The 19,245-nt window shown below is 58.0% G+C and carries 15 protein-coding genes, 2 rRNA genes and 1 pseudogene; 10 read left to right on the top strand and 8 right to left on the bottom strand.

The features are described 5' to 3' along the window. Positions 1-297, top strand: a 23S ribosomal RNA gene (locus CFE47_RS11455); the annotation flags it as partial. Positions 298-454: 157 nt separating this feature from the next. Beyond that, positions 455-570 (top strand): 5S ribosomal RNA (gene rrf / locus CFE47_RS11450). Positions 571-723: 153 nt separating this feature from the next. On the opposite strand, the gene CFE47_RS11445 is transcribed toward rrf, so the two are convergent. From CFE47_RS11445 to CFE47_RS11435, 3 genes are all read right to left on the bottom strand, one after another. Then, positions 724-3,210 carry a TonB-dependent siderophore receptor gene (locus tag CFE47_RS11445; protein ID WP_286837074.1) on the bottom strand — a complete coding sequence of 829 codons (2,487 nt, stop codon included), beginning with the start codon at positions 3,208-3,210 and terminating at the stop codon, positions 724-726. Between the two features lie 91 nt (positions 3,211-3,301). Beyond that, positions 3,302-4,276: a FecR domain-containing protein gene (locus CFE47_RS11440; RefSeq protein WP_286837073.1), complete on the bottom strand. Its 975-nt coding sequence runs from the start codon at positions 4,274-4,276 to the stop codon at positions 3,302-3,304. A 5-nt stretch (positions 4,277-4,281) separates the two neighbouring features. Then, a complete protein-coding gene (locus tag CFE47_RS11435) occupies positions 4,282-4,797 on the bottom strand; it encodes a sigma-70 family RNA polymerase sigma factor (protein WP_286837071.1) in 516 nt (171 codons plus the stop codon). Between the two features lie 280 nt (positions 4,798-5,077). On the opposite strand from CFE47_RS11435, the pseudogene CFE47_RS31770 reads away from it, so the two are divergent. Together CFE47_RS31770 and CFE47_RS31765 are read left to right on the top strand one after the other, a co-directional pair. Further along, a pseudogene (locus tag CFE47_RS31770) lies at positions 5,078-6,055 on the top strand (cache domain-containing protein); the annotation flags it as partial. 117 nt (positions 6,056-6,172) lie between these two features. Beyond that, complete coding sequence (locus CFE47_RS31765; RefSeq protein WP_376750151.1) at positions 6,173-6,958, top strand: methyl-accepting chemotaxis protein; 786 nt, start codon at positions 6,173-6,175, stop codon at positions 6,956-6,958. A gap of 44 nt (positions 6,959-7,002) precedes the next feature. On the opposite strand, the gene CFE47_RS11425 is transcribed toward CFE47_RS31765, so the two are convergent. The 5 genes from CFE47_RS11425 to CFE47_RS11405 all read right to left on the bottom strand — a co-directional run bounded on the left by CFE47_RS11425 (position 7,003) and on the right by CFE47_RS11405 (position 13,584). Next, on the bottom strand, positions 7,003-7,461 hold the full coding sequence (locus tag CFE47_RS11425) for an SRPBCC family protein (protein WP_286837070.1): 459 nt from the start codon (positions 7,459-7,461) through the stop codon (positions 7,003-7,005). Between the two features lie 19 nt (positions 7,462-7,480). Beyond that, positions 7,481-10,858, bottom strand: coding sequence for an amino acid adenylation domain-containing protein (locus tag CFE47_RS11420; protein ID WP_286837069.1), 3,378 nt, complete (start codon positions 10,856-10,858; stop codon positions 7,481-7,483). After that, positions 10,855-11,802 (bottom strand): diiron oxygenase, encoded by a 948-nt coding sequence (locus CFE47_RS11415; protein ID WP_286837068.1) that lies wholly within the window; start codon positions 11,800-11,802, stop codon positions 10,855-10,857. Before CFE47_RS11415 ends, CFE47_RS11420 begins: the two co-directional genes overlap by 4 nt. Continuing rightward, positions 11,799-12,557, bottom strand: coding sequence for a DUF3050 domain-containing protein (locus CFE47_RS11410; RefSeq protein WP_286837067.1), 759 nt, complete (start codon positions 12,555-12,557; stop codon positions 11,799-11,801). Before CFE47_RS11410 ends, CFE47_RS11415 begins: the two co-directional genes overlap by 4 nt. Before the next feature lie 319 nt (positions 12,558-12,876). Beyond that, complete coding sequence (locus tag CFE47_RS11405) at positions 12,877-13,584, bottom strand: GntR family transcriptional regulator (protein ID WP_286837065.1); 708 nt, start codon at positions 13,582-13,584, stop codon at positions 12,877-12,879. 244 nt (positions 13,585-13,828) lie between these two features. Between CFE47_RS11405 and CFE47_RS11400 the strand changes: the two genes are divergently transcribed. The 6 genes from CFE47_RS11400 to CFE47_RS11375 all read left to right on the top strand — a co-directional run bounded on the left by CFE47_RS11400 (position 13,829) and on the right by CFE47_RS11375 (position 19,205). Next, a complete protein-coding gene (locus CFE47_RS11400; RefSeq protein WP_286837064.1) occupies positions 13,829-14,722 on the top strand; it encodes a TauD/TfdA dioxygenase family protein in 894 nt (297 codons plus the stop codon). Between the two features lie 14 nt (positions 14,723-14,736). Then, on the top strand, positions 14,737-15,762 hold the full coding sequence (locus CFE47_RS11395; protein WP_286837062.1) for an ABC transporter substrate-binding protein: 1,026 nt from the start codon (positions 14,737-14,739) through the stop codon (positions 15,760-15,762). A gap of 1 nt (position 15,763) precedes the next feature. After that, positions 15,764-16,615 carry an ABC transporter ATP-binding protein gene (locus CFE47_RS11390; protein ID WP_286837060.1) on the top strand — a complete coding sequence of 284 codons (852 nt, stop codon included), beginning with the start codon at positions 15,764-15,766 and terminating at the stop codon, positions 16,613-16,615. Positions 16,616-16,625: 10 nt separating this feature from the next. Continuing rightward, complete coding sequence (locus CFE47_RS11385) at positions 16,626-17,474, top strand: ABC transporter permease (RefSeq protein ID WP_135290068.1); 849 nt, start codon at positions 16,626-16,628, stop codon at positions 17,472-17,474. 131 nt (positions 17,475-17,605) lie between these two features. Continuing rightward, on the top strand, positions 17,606-18,232 hold the full coding sequence (locus CFE47_RS11380) for a TonB family protein (RefSeq protein WP_286837056.1): 627 nt from the start codon (positions 17,606-17,608) through the stop codon (positions 18,230-18,232). A 52-nt stretch (positions 18,233-18,284) separates the two neighbouring features. Next, positions 18,285-19,205, top strand: coding sequence for a LysR family transcriptional regulator (locus CFE47_RS11375; RefSeq protein WP_286837054.1), 921 nt, complete (start codon positions 18,285-18,287; stop codon positions 19,203-19,205). The last annotated feature ends 40 nt before the right edge of the window (positions 19,206-19,245 follow it).

Below are 19,245 nucleotides of genomic sequence, written 5' to 3'. Positions count from 1 at the left end.
GTCCCTATCTGCCGTGGACGTTTGAGATTTGAGAGGGGCTGCTCCTAGTACGAGAGGACCGGAGTGGACGAACCTCTGGTGTTCCGGTTGTCACGCCAGTGGCATTGCCGGGTAGCTATGTTCGGAATAGATAACCGCTGAAAGCATCTAAGCGGGAAACTAGCCTCAAGATGAGATCTCACTGGAACCTTGAGTTCCCTGAAGGGCCGTCGAAGACTACGACGTTGATAGGTTGGGTGTGTAAGCGCTGTGAGGCGTTGAGCTAACCAATACTAATTGCCCGTGAGGCTTGACCATATAACACCCAAGCAATTTGCTGACCTGAAAAGGCACCAGATTGCGGTGTGTGAAGACGAAATGAACCGAAAGTTCGACGTTCACAAAACACCGAAAGCTGTCACATACCCAATTTGCTGAAGCGAGACCAACAGGTCACGACTCAGTACCCGAATTTCTTGACGACCATAGAGCATTGGAACCACCTGATCCCATCCCGAACTCAGCAGTGAAACGATGCATCGCCGATGGTAGTGTGGGGTTTCCCCATGTGAGAGTAGGTCATCGTCAAGATTGAATTCCGAAACCCCTGTCTGCTATCGCAGACAGGGGTTTTGTCGTTTAGGGGCGTGCGTCTTGTTATACCCCCTAATCCCTGGAGCGTACGGCAGACACAAAAAAACCAGCGCCTGATAGTAGACGCCGGTTTGGTTTAGGGCTGATGGATCAGAACTGATAGCTCACCGTCGCGCTCACGTTACGTTCTTCCCCCAGATAGCAGAAGTTAAGGCTGGCACAAGACGCCACATAGCTCTCATTGGTCAGGTTGTTAGCATTGAGCCGTACATCAACCCCCTTCAACCCAACCTTACCCAAGTCATACCCCACCGAGGCATCCAGTAAGGTGTAGGACGGTACCTTCATCGTGTTCTCCGCATCCGCCCAGCTGTAACCCACATATCGCACACCACCGCCGAGCCTCAACCCGTTCAGGGTTCCACTATCAAACTTGTAATCCGCCCACACAGAGGCCATATGCCGAGGTGCTTGTGTCGGTGAGTTGCCTTTGTTTTCAATAAGGTTGCCAGCAGTACTCAAGGTGCTGACCATCGATTTGGAATACGCGATGTCGGTAAAGGTATAGCTACCCAAGAGCTTGAGATTATCGGTCAGTTGCATATGCGCTTCCAATTCCAACCCTTGAGAGCGCACAGCCCCCACCGCACGATAGAAGTTCTCCTGAGGTAGTTTGGTCGCCAGGTTTTCCTGATCAATGCGAAACCACGAAGCGGTGAACAGGTTGTCGGTGCCTGGCGGCTGATACTTCACTCCCACTTCCCATTGCGTTCCATCAGTAGGGGCTAGCGGGTTGCCAGAGCTGTCTGAATAAGAGTTGGGGTTGAAGGATTCCGAGTAACTGACATAAGGGGCAAGGCCGTTATTGAACAGATACAACGCTCCTGCGCGGCCTGTAAGCTTGGTCCGCTTGTCACTGATCTCGGTGCCTACTGGACGGCTCGCCTCGGCGATTCGATTTTCATCGGACGTCTCTACCCAATCCTGGCGCAACCCAAGGGAAAACCGCCATTTATCCATTTCAATCAGGTCTTGCAGATAAACACCGGTCTGTTCCAATCGCCGTAGATAACTGGTGGGGCTGTAGTAACTAATAGCGGAATTACCGTAGACCGGGTTGAACGCATTGATTGGCTGAAGCGACCCACTCGTCCAATCGACAACTGTTTTACGCCGCTGATAATCGGCGCCCATCAACAGGGTATGTTTGGTCGCCCCAGTAAAAAATTCAGCCTGCAGCATGTTATCGATGATGAACGCATGCAGCTTTTCATCACCCCCTGAATAGTACCGATTGAGTTCGTTACTGGTCGGCGTGGTCCAGCCATAGGCGTACACCTGATCCAGTCTCACCTTGGAGTCCAGGTAGCGAAAGTTTTGCCGCGCGGTGAAGACATCATTGAAGCGATGTTCAAACTGGTAACCAAAGGACTGCTGATCTCGCTTGTAACCATCAACCCCCGGCTCACCTTCAAAGAAGTGGTTGGAGATGCGCTGACCATTACGCTGATGCAATGCGCCATCCGCCGGCATGCCGCCATGGTAGCCACCGTCAGGATCATGTTGCAGATAGGCTTGCAGTGTCAGCGACGTGTCATCGGTGAAATCGATGCTGAGAGTCGGTGCCAACGCGTAGCGCTTTTCTTTGGCATGGTCGAATTGCGTGTCAGACTTGTCCGCCAACCCCGTCAGTCGATAAGCAATGCGCTTGTCGTCATCCACGGGCCCGCTGAAGTCAAAACCCATGCCTCGTTGCCCGTTGCTTCCTACTGTCGCCTGTACCTGATGATAAGGCTCAAACAAAGGCTTCTTACTAGTCAATGCCACCAGGCCGCCAGGCGAACTACGGCCATATAGAACGGAGGATGGGCCTTTGAGAATATCCACTCGCTCCAGGAAATACGGATCAACCTGCATCGTACTGTAGGTACCGCTGTCACCCATGGACTTCAGTCCATCCAGGTAGATGTTATCCACCGAGCCATCATTGAAACCGCGCATCGCTACATAGTCATAGCGGTGCGTCGCGCCATAGGGGTTGGTCAACACGCCTGGCGTATAGCGCATAGCTTGGGCAACGGTCTGGGAGCCTTGATCATCCATTTGCTCGCGCGTTACCACGGAGACAGTTTGCGAGGTCTCCAGCAAGGCCGTGCTGGTCTTGGTGGCGATCTGGCTGTGCGTCGCGTTGTAGCCTTCCATGCTGCCAAGGGCGTTGCCGAGGGCGAATCCCTTGATATCGGTGGTGGGCAGGGTGAGCGCGCTATTCTCCGGCGGCACATGCAAGACGAAGCTGACGCCATCATCGGAACTTGCCTGCAGCCCAGAGCCGTTGAGCAGATGACTCAGCCCTTGTTCGACGGAGTATTCACCCTGCAGCCCAGCTGATTGCCGGCCCTGAGTTTGCGCGGGTGTGCTGGAAAGGGTGATCCCGGACTGTCGTGCAAACTGATTGAGCACCTCACTCAATGCTCCAGCAGGGACCTGATAGCGCTGTTTGACGTGCTCGGTACCGGGTTCTGCAGCCGTGACGGTGATCGGTACCACGCTGATACCCATCGCGGTCGATAGCAGTGCTGCACGAACGGCTTTTCTTAATAGCGGGTAGGAAGTGTTAGGGGGAAAGCACACAGTCATGATCAAGATCCGTAGAGGCCGGTGAAGGCAAAGTGAATGGCTTACTGTCTAAGCCGGACTCACGGAAAAAAGCCGCCAAAAAAACAATCAATCAGGCCGAACGCTCCAGACTCACCCACCAACGTGTGCGATAACGCACTTGAACCGGCAGCGTTTGCGGAAGGATCGCCAGTAACTTATCGGTATCCTCCAGACGAAAAACGCCCGATAGTCGTAAATCGGCGATCTCTGTTGAGCAGCCCAGATAGCCGTGCCGATAACGGCCAACTTCCTCAAGGAAATCAGCGAGGCGCATGCCCCGCGTAACAATCAGCCCATCGGCCCAGGCGCCCACATCCATGTTCATTGGTGGGGCTGGGATGGCTTCGGTCTGACGCACAAGGTAGCTTTCCCCGGCCTGAACTCGGGTCGAAAGCCCATCTGCCTGGTGCGGTGAACGTATGGTCACGTTGCCGTTGACCACACTCAGCCGCGTGCAATCACTGGCCTGGCGTACAGCGAAACGCCCATCGATGCCTTCGAACAAGCCGTGGCGTGTTTCAACCAGCAATGGCACCGACGCAGTCGCGCCGCAATTCACCAGGATTTCCCCACGCACCAATCTGATCAGCCGCTGCTGCGGGCTGAAGTCCAGGTCCACCGCACTGTCAGTATTGAGTTGCAAGCGCGTGCCATCCGGCAGTTGGATACTGCGGCGTTCGCCGGTGGCCGTCGCGAGGTCGGACGTCCAGCGCTGCCAGCCCGTGATGTCACGGCTGATCCACGCCGCCGAGCCTGCCAACAGCACGCCGGACAACATCTTCATTGCCTGGCGCCTGCCCAACCCTTGCGCGCTGTTTTCCAACGCCACATGTGCGCCCGGAATCGCCGTGAGCTGACTGCTCAACTCCTGTTGCAATGCCTGCACCCGCTGCCAAGCCAATTCGTGATCGCGATGGGCTTCGCGCCAGTGCTCACACTGTGTGCGCAAGCGCAGATTGGCACGGTTGTTACGCAGGCGCAGCGCCCAACTGATGGCTTGTTTGACCACCTGGGGATCAGGCCCTGGGCGTGTGGCGTTTTCCATCGCCGTCACGCCCCATACCGTAGGACGTAACAGTGGTAGAGCGCCTCAGCGACGTAGCGCTCAACCGAGCGCAATGACACGCTCATCTGCTGTGCGATTTGCTTGTACGTCAGCCCATCGCACTGTGCCAACAGAAATGCCTTACGCACCTTAGGTTTCAGTCCCTCAAGAAGCCGCGCTATGGCTTCCAGTAACTCCAGCACAAGCGCGCGGTCCTCAGCGCTTGGGGCCAACGCTTCGGGCAAATGGGCGATGGACTCCAAGTACGCGCGCTCGATCTCCTCCCGGCGCCAGTGATCAATCACCAATCCTCGGGCAATGGTGCGTAAAAATGCCCGAGGTGCCTTGAGTTCAAAGCGTTCGGTTTTTTGCAGCAAGCGCACGAAAGTGTCTTGGGCCAGGTCCGCGGCATCGCAAGCGTTGCCCAGCCGGCTGCGCAGCCATGTGTTCAGCCAATTGTGATGAGTGTGATAAAGCGTCTCTACGACGCGCTCACCCGGGATGTACTCAGTAGATGGCATTCACACAGACCTGGCCAAACGTCACAAATGATAATTACTCGCATTGTTTGTGAGGCAGAAAAATTTTGCAACTCTGATCCTTGTACGACAACCACTGGTCGGTTTCCTACGTAAAACAAGGATGGTTCCTACAAAGCGCTAAGTTTTGCCTCGGCTTGGCCGAAAGCCTGACGAGCCATGCGTGCACCGAAATAGAGCAGCCCAAGAAGCTGCCTATGCCTTTACATGGAATGTTCCACCCGGCACGCAATCCCCCCTTTGGCAAAAAGAAGTCGATGAAATGAATCTAAAGTTCAGTCATAAAATTCTGTTGGCCGCGTCAGGCGTAGTGGTTCTAGCCTTCGCGTTATTCACCCTCTACAACGATTACCTGCAGCGCAGCACGATCAAGCAGAACCTGGAGTCGTCTATTCAACAATCCGGTGAGCTTACCGCCAGCAGTGTCCAGAACTGGCTCAGTGGCCGAATCCTGGTGCTCGAAAGCCTGGCGCAAAACGTCGCTCATCAAGGCAGCGGTGCAGACCTTCCCGGGCTGGTCGATCAACCCGCGTTCACCTCGAACTTCCAATTCACCTATGTGGGTCAAACCAATGGCGTGTTCACCCAACGGCCTGACGCAAAAATGCCTGACGGCTACGACCCCCGCCAACGCCCCTGGTACAAGCAAGCCGTAGCCGCCGATAAACCCATGCTCACTCCGCCTTACATGGCCGCAGTGGGTGGGCAGATCGTGACCATTGCCATGCCGGTGAAAAAGAATGGCGAACTGCTCGGCGTCGTCGGCGGCGACCTGAGCCTGCAAACCCTGGTGAAGATCATCAATTCGGTGGACTTCGGCGGTATCGGCCATGCGTTCCTGGTGAGCAGCGATGGCCAGGTCATCGTCAGTCCTGATCAGGACCAGGTGATGAAAAACCTCAAGGACATCTACCCTGGCATCCCGGTACGTATCGAGAAAGTCAGCCAGGATGTCGTCCTTAATGGCCAAGACCGCATCCTGTCATTCACCCCTATCAACGGCTTGCCTGGTGCTGATTGGTATATCGGTCTGTCAGTTGATAAAGACAAAGCCTACGCACCGCTGGGCAAATTCCGCACCTCCGCGTTGATTGCCATGCTGATTGCCGTCGTTGCGATCGCCGTGCTCTTGAGTCTGTTGATCCAAGTGCTGCTGCGCCCCCTGACGACCATGGGCGTTGCCATGCAGGATATTGCGCAAGGCGAGGGTGATCTGACTCGCCGTTTGGCCGTCACCAGCAAGGATGAATTTGGCGAAGTGGGCAGTGCCTTCAATCAGTTTGTGGAGCGCATCCACGCCTCGATTTCCGAGGTGTCTTCGGCTACCCGCCAGGTCCACGATTTGTCTCAGCGCGTTATGGCGTCGTCCAACGCCTCGATCATCGGCTCCGACGAGCAAAGTGCGCGCACCAACAGCGTGGCTGCTGCGATCAACGAACTGGGTGCCGCCACCCAGGAAATCGCGCGTAATGCCGCCGATGCTTCACAGCACGCCAGTGGTGCCAGCGAGCAGGCCGACGATGGGCGCAAGGTGGTTGAGCAAACCATCCTGGCGATGTCGGCGTTGTCACAGAAAATCAGCCTGTCGTGCACGCAGATCGAAACCCTCAACGCCAGCACCGACAACATCGGCCATATCCTGGATGTGATCAAAGGTATCTCCCAGCAGACGAACCTGCTGGCACTCAACGCCGCGATCGAAGCAGCACGCGCCGGTGAGGCTGGGCGTGGGTTTGCCGTGGTCGCCGATGAGGTACGCAACTTGGCGCACCGTACGCAGGAATCGGCCGAAGAAATCCACAAGATGATCACCTCATTGCAAGTGGGCTCGCGTGAGGCGGTATCCACCATGAATGCCAGCCAAACCTCCAGCGAAGAAAGCGTACAGGTTGCCAACCAGGCCGGTGAGCGCCTGGTCAGCGTGACGCAACGTATCGTCGAGATCGATGGGATGAACCAGTCCGTCGCTGCGGCCACCGAGGAGCAGACAGCGGTGGTGGAAACCCTCAACGTCGATATCAATCAGATCAACCTGCTGAACCAGCAGGGCGTCACCAACCTCAATGAAACGCTGAAGGACTGCGATGCACTGTCGCAGCAGGCCAGTCGTTTGAAGCAACTGGTCGACAGCTTCAAGATCTGAACCGGTAGCAGATGGGCAGAAGCGAATGGATTCGCTTCTGCCATTCAGCCGAGTAACCGGCGCACGTTTTCCAGAGCGCTGTAGGCAAAGCCCTCTATAAATTGCTCAAACCCCACCTGCGTCACATCCACTGGCTCGGCAATGATGGTCCAGGTCACTTTGGAACACGCTGCGCCAAGTGCTTCCACGTGCATTGCCGCCCACAACCTGGCTATGCCCAGGGTGTTGTAGATCGTGGTCCAGGTCATATGCATGGCGTGCTCATCCCGGCTATTGAGCTGCTCCACCACGCGATGGCCATCACGGAAATATTTGGTGCGCAAGGCGCCCACGCCGGTGCCGGTCATTTCGGTGTGCGTCATCTGCGGGATGAAGGCATCAAAGCCACTAAACTGCCCCACCAGTTGCCACAGGCACGCGGCAGAGCAGTTCACTGTTACACAGGCGACGATTGGAGCACCGTTGGGGTTGCGAATTAACGTATCGGGTTGCAGCGTTTTCATGAGGTTGTCCTGAGGCGTTTCAAAGAAAGCCGATGGTCTTGAGGTACTCGCAGCCTTTGCTTAACAACGCCGGGTTTTTTTTGGGGTACTGCTCCCCCATCGCACGAACGCCATGACGTGCGTTGTCATGACGAATCATCGAGGTGTCGCCAATGTCTTCATCCAGCCGGCCGAGGTAAAACCCAAGTACGCCAAACAACGCATTGTCCTGGCTCACCGTTCGCAGCGCCCGCTGCCACTGCGCAACGCTTACCCGCTCAAACTTGTGGCCCGCCCGGCTGAACGCGTCCAGGTAATGCTCCCAGCTCAAGGGTTCTGGATTGTGCAGGTTGAATACCCGCCGATCAGCATGGAACGCGCCGCAATGAAATGCGATAAAGCGCGTCAGGAAATCCACCGGCATCAGATCGAAATTCACCTCCAGCCGAGGCACCAGACCCAATTGCAGTGAGCCCTTGAGCATCAGCATCAAGCGGTTTTTTTGCGGCTGGCACACGCCGCTGTGACGGTTGAAACTGATATTGCCGGGGCGATGAATATTCACCCAGGCACCTTGTTCTACCGCCCGCTCCAGCAACCGTTCGGCGACCCATTTGGACAGGTTGTAACCATTCTTGATGTACAGCGGCAGCGTGCCTGCGGCGGGGGTTTCGAGGACATTTCCCAGAGCGTCGATGCTGCTTGAAGCCGACAATGTCGAGATAAAATTGAGCACTTTCTTGCGTTGGCTTTCGCACAACTTCAGGCATTCAACGAGCGGGTCGACGTTATCCCTGGCCAGCGATGCGTAGTCCAGCACGTGGTTGACCCGCGCTGCGTTGTGTATCAGTACGCCAAAGTTTTCGGCGAGATAGGCATACGCTTCACAGGTCAAACCCAGGCGCGCCAGGCTGATATCGGCGGCGTATACCTGCACCCGGCTCACGTCCAGGTGTTCCAGACGGTATTCGCGCAATGCCTGGGTAAACCGGGCCATCGCCGATTGCCCAGGCTCTTCACGCACCAGGCATGCCACCGTTGTTGCACCATTGGCCAGCAGCGCTTCGACAATATGGACACCGACAAAGCTGTTGGCACCGGTCACGATCACATTGTGCGGATCGCCCGCGCGGTCCTCGGGCAGCGTCTCGATCACCCATGGACGTTGTGCGTCCTGCACGGCTTGGCTGGAGGGCGCGCCGCAGGGCTCACGGTCTTCAATCAGGGTGGCGAGTGTGCGAATGGTCGGCGCCTCAATGAAGCGGCTCAAAGCAAAGCTGCGACCAAATTGCTCGCGAACCCGTAGCAACAAGGTCGATAGCAAAATCGAATGGCCACCCAGGTCGAAAAAACTGTCATCAATCGACAGCTCATCAACGGTCAGCCCTAGCAGTTCGACCCACAGGCTGTTCAATCGGGTTTGAAGCAGCGTTTGTGCGCCGCTGCCAGTCGCCTTCGAATTGGACTGCAACGGCAACGCCAACAATGCTTGCCGGTCGATCTTGCCGTTGCTGGAGTACGGCATGTCTGCCAGTTCGACCCAGTAACCGGGCTGCATATAACCCGGTAAACGCTGCCGTGCATGCTGCTGCAGCGCCGTCAATGCAGCTCCCGGTTCGGGCTGGGCGACAAAGCTGCGAATCCGACATTCCTGGTCGATCACCACTGCCACCTGACGGTACAGCCGGCTGTTGCGCAGGGACTGTTCAATTTCCTGGGGTTCGACACGAAAGCCACGGATTTTCACCTGATCATCGCGGCGTCCGCCCAGCACGATTCCATCGGCGGTCCACTTCGCCATGTCACCGCTGCGCAAGGCTCGCAAGGTCTCACCGCCGGGCAGAGTGAGCTCGACGAATGGACTGTCGCCCTCCGGTGGCGCGTTGATATACCCCAGGCTCACACCAGGACCAGCGAGGTACATCTCGCCCATCACCTGTTCGTCCACTGGTTGTAGATCCTCATCGAGGATCAGTACCCGGCTGTTGGCAATTGGCTGGCCGAGGTTGCGGTTGCCGTCACCGGTGCGCAACGTCCGATGGGTGATCAGCACCGTGGCCTCTGTGGGCCCGTAGAGGTTGTGAAACCGGCACTGTCCTGCAAGTCGATCGATGACATGGGGTTCGCACACATCGCCACCGGTCAGCAGGTGCGTAAGCCCCAGCGGTTGATCCAGCGGCAAGATACTGAGCAGTGCGGGCGGCACAAACGCATGGGTGACGCGCTGCTGGTGCAGCAGATCCAGCAACAGCCGGGGATCGCGCTGTTGCACTTCGTTCGGGACGATCAGCACGGCGCCTGCAAGCAGGGTGGGGAAAATGTCGATCAGTGACGAGTCAAAACCCAGCGGCGAAAACTGCAGGACGCGGCTCCGCTCATCCAACGCCATACAGGATCGAAACCACGCCGTGAAATGCGCCAAATTACCCTGGCTGAGCAACACACCCTTGGGCTGCCCGGATGTGCCCGAGGTGAAGAGTGCCATGCACGGCGCGTCAGACGGCGGGCGATGGTGCATCAGCGCGTGGGTGATCTCGGTGGCGCGCACGTCCACAGCGGTCACATCCAGGGCATTGAAATGCCCCCGCATAGGGTGGTGGCCAGCGTCCAGTAGTACGTGGGCACCGGCGCTTTCGAGCATGGCCTGATGGCGCTGAGGGGGATGGTCCGACCCTAGTGGCAGATACACTGCGCCACAGCCCAGCACCGCGAGGATGCTTGCATACAACTCGATGGATTTTTCCAGGCATACGCCAATCACCGGCGGCGTTTCAGCGGGTCTGAGTAGCGGACGTAAACGCGCCTGAATCGCCAAGGCAAGCACCCGCAACTGATCGTAGGTCACCTCGTTGCCGTCGATGTTCAGCGCCGGTCGTTCAGCAAAGATCCTTAAGCTCGCCTGCAACCGTTCGATCACAGGTACCTGGGCTTCCCGCATCAGTTCGGGGTTCGCCGTGCCGTTGAATCGATGCAGGAACGCAAGCGCCTCAAGCTCGCTTAGGTCCTTCTCCGGCCAGTCGTTAGCCACCGCTCCTGTCGAGAAAAAACCAGGGTCACGCGCGAAGCCACTGACGTGCAGCGCCACCCATTCCATCAGCGTATTCGTCACTCGCAGGCGCAGCCGCTGGCCGTTTCCGCTGGTTTCTTCAGCGATATCCAGCACCGCATATAAGCGTCGATATGCGTCGTAAGCACGCAGTTGCAGCGCAGGCAGCCCGCAATTGGATACTGGGCCAACACCCAGGCGCAAGCTTATCCGTGGGGCTTGCTCAGGGTCATCCGTCAGCGGTTGGCTTCCGTCGTCAACCCACAGGTCGACGGCGGCTTCGCCACAAACATGCCCGTACTGCTCCAGCATCTGCCTGAGGCTGTTTGTGGCGTTGCTGCTGCCGTTCCATCCAATCGTCAGGCGCCTCATGCGGACCTCCCCGGCATCGGCAAGTAGGCGCTCAGCGCGTGTGCCACGCTCGGGGTGTGCAGCAATCCACTCTGTTGCAGAAAGCCCAAAATATTGGCCAGCAATGGGTGTTGGTGAGTGATGGGGAATGCCAGCGCCGTCACTTCATCGCTCAGAGCGCGACGTGAACTCGCACTGATGTCGAGGTTTTCGATCAGGAGCAAGTCGAAGTTTTTCTGCAAGTCGTTGGTCAAGTAATGCGCAAGGAAGGTCGGTAGTGCTCGAGCGATGCTGTCGCGGTCATCCGAGGGCGCGGTTTGCCAGTAAAGGCGTACCAGCCGTGTCCAGAATCGCGCGTGGCGGCCCTCATCAAACAGGTGGTCGGCCATCAAGCCACGGATGGAGGCCTTGATGCTGTCATCCTTGGAAAATGCCGCCACCTCTTGGGTCACGGTATTTTCGGCGATGGCCACGCCAATCAACTCCATCGCGCCATGCAGGTGCGCGGGCACCTGCGCCTGTGCTGCTGGCAGGGCGTGGCTCAGTTCGATTTGCCCGGGCAGGTCGAGCGGTTGGATACCGGTCAGCGCGACGGTCTGTTGCAGGAAGTCCAGTGCGACCAGCGCGTGATAATCCTCGTCTACCACGACGGTCATCGCGTCGTAGCGACAGGCGAGGGGGAAGGGCAGCGAGAAACGATTCTTTGCGATGCTGCGCGCGGTCCTGTCGACGATTTCAGTTTCGAATATCACCACGTCGTTAAGAAATTTGTAGAAGCTTTGCACCAGCACGAAGTCGCGGCACTGGGGACAGTGCTCCAGGAAGGCCGCGCTGAGCACCAGCGGCTGACGGCATAGCGGGTAGATCAACTTGTCATCGTTTTCCAGCAAGCGGCGAGGGCGTGTACGAATGGTGGCGCGGCGCTCCCAGTCGTCGGCGATGGTTTGGTATTGCGCACTGTTCATGGGCGCGCCTCTTGCAGTGCGGCTCGCACCTGGTCCCAGAAGGTGATGCGGCTTTCCACTGCGGCGAGGGCGGTGTCGTGAGCCTGAGATGGGTATGTCGGGTCTGCGCTGACCAGGCGTTCAAGCAACAACTGCGCTGCCGGTGCGTGATCTTCGGTGTCCAATTCGATGTGGCGTGCGAGGTAACCGTACAACGTAGGGGCTTGGTGCTGGATAAGCTCCTCAGATTGCAGGATGTGCTTGAACATCGCCGGGATGACGTGCTCGCGGCCATGCAAGAATGCTGCGGCGACGCAATGGGTCGGGGCGCTCAGCGCAATATGCAACGTGGCGCTGACGAAACGGGCCACGCCAGGGGGGGCAGCCGCTTCCTGCAAGGCTGCGCTTGCGTCCAGGCCCTGACGTTGCAGGGCAATAAAGCGGTTGATTGCACAGGTGCTCGCGCCGACTTCGGCCATGGCTTCGAGGTACAACTCGAAGTGGCTGCAATAGCCTTGCCGGGGGTGCTCGTCCGATTCTTCACCCAGCACGATCTCGTTGATCAGCCGTGCGGCGTGGGGGTCAGCGGGGGGGAGCCAGGGAAGCTGCGTGCAGGTCAGGTCCTGTTGCAGGCGTTTGGTGAGTGTCATGAAATCCCAGACAGCAAATACATGGCTCTCCATGAATAGTTGTAACTTATTAATAGAGGTTATTTCATTAAATAACGGATGGCTGCATAGCTGCAGTTGTTTTTGTTCAAGTAGCGTGTGATGCATGGTTGATGCCTATAAGTTGTTGCGTCTGCTGTAAACACAGCGATGAGCTTTTGTGGTCGGCAAGAAAGATAAGGGGTCGTAAACCCGTCAGAGGGCGCAAGGGCGCTCAAGCGTGTGGGTGTGCGATGAAAGAGGTGTCTGGTTTAGTGCGGGAAGATAATAAGCGGGTTAAACAGTTCGGCGAACATATGAATGTATTAGATGTTTTTCTAAATAATATTAAATGTAAGTTGATGGCGTCGATTGCGGTGGGAAGTTTCTTAAGTGCGGGGCGTTACTACAGTGAGTAGCGCTACCCCGCAGCCTTTTAATCATTCGATTACGCGTTTTTATTGCCGGCGGCGTCCAGCCCGCTGAGGTACGTCGTGATCACTTCCATCCCCCGCATCAAGTGATTGCGCAGTGTCAGGATGCTTTCCTCGGTTTTCTTTTGTGCCACCAGGTTCAGCAACTCACGGTGGTCTTCCTGAGAGGTCTCGCCCAGCCCCATTGCCTCAAGGTTGAAACGCAGAAAGCGCTCCTCCTCGTTCAGCCCATGCTCCACTAGCTTGAGCAGGCGTTGGTTGGGGGCCTTGCCGTAGAGGGCCATGTGGAACAGTCGATTGAGGCGACCAATCTCGGTGTAGTCTTTTTCGCGCTCCAGCGCGTCAATCAGGGCATCCGCCTCGGCAATATCGGCTTCGGTGAGCAAGGGAATCGACAAGCGTAACGCTTCAGACTCCAGCAACATCCGCAGCCCATAAGTCTCTGCCGAATTGTCCTCGATCAACGGTGCAACCACGGCGCCCTTGTGCGTCACCACATGCAAAAGTGACTGCGCCTCCAGCTGGCGCAAGGCTTCACGCACTGGCATGCGGCTGACCCCAAACAAACTGGCCAGCTCTTGCTGGCGCATGGCTGTACCGCAGGGCAAGCGACCATCGAGGATGGCATTGCGCAAGGTTTCTTCAATCACGGAGCGAGCGAGATGGGCGGGAATAGGACCGCTGATCTTGATGCTGTTCAAAGGGCTCGGCTTCTGCGTCACGGTTACGCTATCCTCCTTGTCGGAATGGGGTGGCTAATTGGATCCAATGCACACTAGAGACTGCCCTCATGCTTGTCAAACGGGTACGGTTTCGGGTTGTAAGCGCTTCAACATCGAACTCCCGGCGCCCACATTGCGCGTTTCCTGCGTCTTACATTCCCGTCTATCGATATTCACTATCGGTATTTAAACTGACGTTCTTATATCTATAAAGTTACTCCCCTGTCTGACCGGGAGTGACCTCATGTCCGCCACCTCTACTGTTCCAACAGCGACCCCAACCGCCCAAGCGTTCGAGATTCGCCCACTGCCCGGCAGTGTCGGTGCAGAAATCATCGGCCTGGACTTGTCTCGACCGGTCAACGACGAAGATTTCGCGCGCATCCACCGAGCGCATCTGGATCACCATGTAGTGGTCTTCCGCGACCAACGCATCACCCCTGAACAACAGATCGCCTTCAGCCGCCGTTTCGGCGTGTTGCAGATCCACGTGCTCAAACAGTTCCTGTTGGCCAACCATCCGGAAATCCTGATCGTCTCCAACATCATCGAAAATGGCCAATCCATCGGCCTGGGGGACGCTGGCAAATTCTGGCATTCGGACCTGTCCTATAAAGAGCTGCCGAGTTTGGGTTCGATGCTGCACGCCCAGGAATTACCTTCCGAAGGCGGCGACACCTTATTCGCCGATATGCACAAGGCTTGGGAGCAACTGCCTGATCACCTGCGCAAAGCCGTTGAGGGCCGCAGCGCAGCGCATTCCTACACCGCGCGTTACAGCGAAACCAAATTCGAAGGCAACTGGCGCCCGACGCTGACGCCCGAACAGTTGGCACAAGTGGCAGAGGTGGTGCACCCCATCGTGCGTACCCACCCGGAAAACGGCCGCAAGGCGCTGTTTGTCAGCGAAGGTTTCACCACCCGCATTGTTGGCCTGCCCGAAGACGAAAGCCGCGACCTGCTGGCCCAGCTCTATGCCCACAGCGTGCTGCCGGAAAACATCTATCGCCACCAATGGCAGCCCCACGACCTGGTGTTCTGGGACAACCGCTCGCTGATCCACTTGGCCGCCGGTTGCCCCAGCCACCTGCGCCGCAAGCTGTTTCGCACCACCATCCAGGGCGACGCGCCTTTCTGATTCGGAGCATGACCATGTCCAGGAAAATTCCATTCGCACGGCTCGCCGCGACTGTCGGGCTCGGTGTCAGCCTGCTGACCGGCAGCCTGGTTGCACCCACCGCTGCGCAGGCCGAAGGCGAGATCCGCATCGCCGAGCAGTTCGGCATCGTCTACCTGTTGCTCAACGTGGTACGCGACCAGAACCTGATTGAGAAATACGGCAAGCAGGAAGGTATCGACATTAAAGTCGACTGGACCCAACTGTCCGGCGGCGCAGCCGTCAATGACGCGTTGCTGTCTGGCTCCATCGATATCGCCGGTGCCGGCACTGGCCCTCTGCTGACTATCTGGGACCGCACTCGTGGCAAGCAGAACGTCAAGGCCGTGGCATCCCTGGGCAACTTCCCTTACTACTTGGTGAGCAACAATCCCAAGGTCAAGACCATTGCCGATTTCACCGAAAAAGACCGCATTGCGGTGCCTGCGGTCGGTGTGTCGGTACAGTCGCGCTTCTTGCAATACGCCGCTGCCAAGCAGTGGGGCGACAAGGAATTCAATCGCCTCGACAAGTACACCGTCGCCGTCCCGCACCCTGACGCCACCGCTGCCCTGATCGCCGGCGGCACCGAACTGACCGGGCACTTCTCCAACCCGCCGTTCCAAGAACAAGCCCTGGCCAACCCCAACGTACACGTGGTGCTGAACACCTACGACCTGTTCGGGCCAAACTCGCCGACCGTTCTGTTTGCCACCGAAAAATTCCGCAATGACAACCCGAAAACCTACAAGGCGTTCGTTGAAGCATTGACCGAAGCCGCGCAATTCGCGCAGAACGACAAAGGCGCTGCGGCCGACACCTACATCCGCGTCACCAAGTCCAAGATCGACCGTGCAGAGCTGCTGAAAATCATCGACAACCCGCAGTTCGAATTCACTGTCACCCCGAAAAACACCTACCCGCTGGCGGAATTCCTCTACCGCGTCGGCGCCATCAAGAACAAGCCTGAATCGTGGAAGGACTACTTCTTCCAGGACGCCAAGCCCCTGCAAGGAAGTTGAGATGAACGCGCCCTTGCAAGGCCACGAGGCCAGCAACCTGCACACCACCGCGCCGCTGCTGGCGGTGGATAACGTCAGCCTGGAATACCGCACCCCCGAGCGCGTGGTGCGGGCCACCCACCAGGTCAGTTTCGAGATCGACCCGGCCGACCGCTACGTGCTGCTCGGCCCGTCGGGCTGCGGCAAATCCACGTTGCTCAAGTCCATCGCGGGCTTTATCAAACCCTGCGAAGGCGAGATTCGCCTGCTGGGGCACAAGGTCGAACAACCGGGCCCGGACCGCATCGTGGTGTTCCAGGAGTTCGACCAACTGCCGCCGTGGAAAACCGTCAAGCAGAACGTGATGTTCCCGCTGCTGGCGTCCAAAACGCTCAAGCGCCACGAAGCCGAGGAGCGTGCACTGCACTACCTCGAAAAAGTGGGCCTCAGCGCCTTCGCCGATGCTTATCCACATACCCTTTCCGGCGGCATGAAAGCCCGCGTAGCCATCGCCCGTGCGTTGGCCATGCAGCCGAAAATCCTGCTGATGGACGAACCCTTCGCCGCCCTCGACGCCCTGACCCGACGCAAGATGCAGGAAGAGTTGCTGCTGCTGTGGGAAGAGGTGCGCTTCACTCTGTTGTTCGTCACCCACTCCATCGAAGAAGCGCTGGTGGTGGGCAATCGCATCCTGTTGCTGTCGCCACATCCGGGGCGTGTGCGCGCAGAAATCCACAGCCATCAATACGACCTGCACAGCCTCGGCGGTGTGGAGTTCCAGGCGTCGGCACGGCGGATTCATCGTCTGTTGTTCGATGAAGCGCCCGAGGCCGAACAAGAGTTGGGCTTCGCTGATATACGCATCGCTTATTGAGGGACAACCCATGCGCCAGGAATACGAAATACAACTCGAACCGCTGCTCAGCGTCCCCGTGGAACGCGAACTCCCCCTGCGCCAGCGCCTCTGGCAACAAGGCTGGCTGCGCAAGGGCCTGATCCTGATTGTGCTCGCAATCCTCTGGGAAGCCGTTGCGCGCTACCAGAACAATGATCTGCTGCTGCCGAGCTTCCTACAGACTTCGCATGCGCTCTACGACGGCCTGCTCAGCGGCGAATTACTGAGCAAAGTCAGCATCTCGCTGGTGGTGCTGATCAAGGGCTACCTGATCGGCATCGTGCTGGCGTTTGCCCTGACCACCCTGGCTGTGTCGACCCAATTGGGCCGCGATCTGCTTAGCACCCTGACCTCGATGTTCAACCCGTTGCCCGCCATCGCACTGCTGCCGCTGGCATTGTTGTGGTTCGGCCTGGGGCAGAACAGCCTGATCTTTGTGCTGGTGCATTCAGTGCTGTGGGCGCTGGCGCTCAACACCTATTCGGGTTTTCTCGGCGTGTCCGAAACCCTGCGCATGGCGGGTCGCAATTACGGCCTCAAGGGCATGCGATTTGTGCTGTTCATCTTGATCCCGGCGGCGCTGCCGTCGATCCTCGCAGGCCTCAAGATTGGCTGGGCGTTCGCTTGGCGCACGCTGATCGCCGCCGAGTTGGTATTCGGTGCAACCAGCGGCAAGGGCGGCCTGGGTTGGTACATCTTCCAGAATCGCAATGAGCTGTACACCGACAAGGTATTTGCCGGCCTGGCCGTGGTGATCCTGATCGGCCTGTTGGTGGAGAACCTGGTGTTCGACACTTTCGAGCGGCTCACCGTGAAGCGGTGGGGGATGCAGCGCTGATCCCATAGGCCTGTAGGAACCTTCCCTTACAAATAGGAATCGTTGCTCTTGGAATGTGCGTAGTCCGATAATGCCGCCCGCACCTGACGCCACGCTGGCGTCAGCTATGACCGGTAGAAGGATTTACCCCTATGCGTTTTGTTGTATTGGCAGCAGCCATTTTCCTGTCGACCACAGCGTTTGCCGAGTTCGCGCCCGAAGCGGTGTCCATGCCCAAGCCGCGCTACCCCCAAAGCGTTTCCGGTGTTCAAGGGCACGCGCGCATCAGCCTGAAAATCCACAGTGACGGTACGGTCAGCGATGTAAAAGCGCTCTCAGCGACCAAGCCGCAGTTCGGCGAGGCTGCCGTAAAAGCAGCCGAGCAATGGCGCTTCAAATCTTGGACGGTGAGTGCTGATCGGCCAGCGGTTATTGACGCGCATAACGACATGATTTTTTCACCCGTGCCGGAAAACGGTGAACCTGTTCAACTGACATTTACCCAAACCACCTATCAATCCTGCAGCGCGCTAAATGATGAAGTCAGCCAGTTCCGTCGCGACCATCCTACTCGCCCGCTGATTGCCATGAAGAGCTTTGCGATCACCCGTGTGGCGGTGATGTTCTCCGCGTTCAGCGGTAAAAGTGACTATGACGCCGCACTGACCATGGCCGATAAACTCGAAAACGCCCTGCCGGAAATCGTGCGCAAGTGCCAGGCTCGTCCCAAGGCCACTTACGCCGATTACCTTCCGCGTGGCGTACGGCTTTACCTGTAAACCCTGCTAGGATTGCGCCCAGTTCACTCCCCACCGACCACGAGTGCTTGGCATGCAACTACCGGACATGAACCTGCTGGTCGCCCTCGACGCCCTGCTCGACGAGGGTAGCGTGGTAGGCGCCGCGCGCCGCATGAACCTCAGTCCCGCCGCCATGAGCCGCACCCTCACGCGCATTCGCGAGGCGGTGGGCGATCCGATCCTGGTGCGCGCCGGCCGCGGCCTGGTGCCGACGCCCAAGGCGCTGCAGTTGCAAGGCCAGGTGCGCAGCGTGGTGGAGCAGGCGGCGCTGGTGTTTCGTTCGGCGGATGAAGTGGACCTGAGTACGCTGCGTCGGCGGTTCAGCGTGCGCGCCAATGACTTTTTTATCGGCGTGTATGGCGGTCGTCTGTTCGACACCATGGAGCGCATGGCCCCGCTGTGCGAGTTGTGCTTCGTGCCCGAAGGCGACACCGACGACGAGGCGTTGCGTGAAGGCCGGCTAGACCTGCGAGTGAGCAACACCATGCCCATCAGCCCGGAAGTGAAGGTGCAGAACCTGTTCTCCACCACCTTTGTCGGCCTGGCGCGGGAAGACCATCCGTTGTTCGATGAAGAAATCACCGCTGCACGTTTCGCCAGCTATTCCCACATCAGCATCTCGCGGCGTGGCATCGCCCGTGGGCCCATCGACACGGCATTGAATGCCCAGGGCCTGGAGCGCCGCGTGGCGATGATCGCCCCGGGTTTCCATGGCGCAATGTTCATGTTGCCCGACTCCGACTTGATCCTGCCGGTGCCCAAGGAAGCGCTGCTCAGCGCCAATCGCCTGAAGCTGCCGTTGCGTGCATTTGCCCTGCCGATCTCGCTGCCGACGCTGGTATTGGCCCAGTCCTGGCACCCGCGTTTCGACAAGGACCCTGCGCACAAATGGCTACGCGAGACCATGCGCGAAAGCTGCCATGCGACTTGGCTGGAAGCGCAGCCAGCTTGAATCTCACGCTGACTCGGTCCATGTGGGAGCTGGCTTGCCT

The sequence above is a fragment of the Pseudomonas sp. PGPPP1 genome, from assembly GCF_002255865.1.
GTDB lineage: Bacteria > Pseudomonadota > Gammaproteobacteria > Pseudomonadales > Pseudomonadaceae > Aquipseudomonas > Aquipseudomonas cremoris.
Note: the sequence above shows the minus strand (reverse complement) of the source record. Positions and strands in the feature narration are given on the sequence as shown.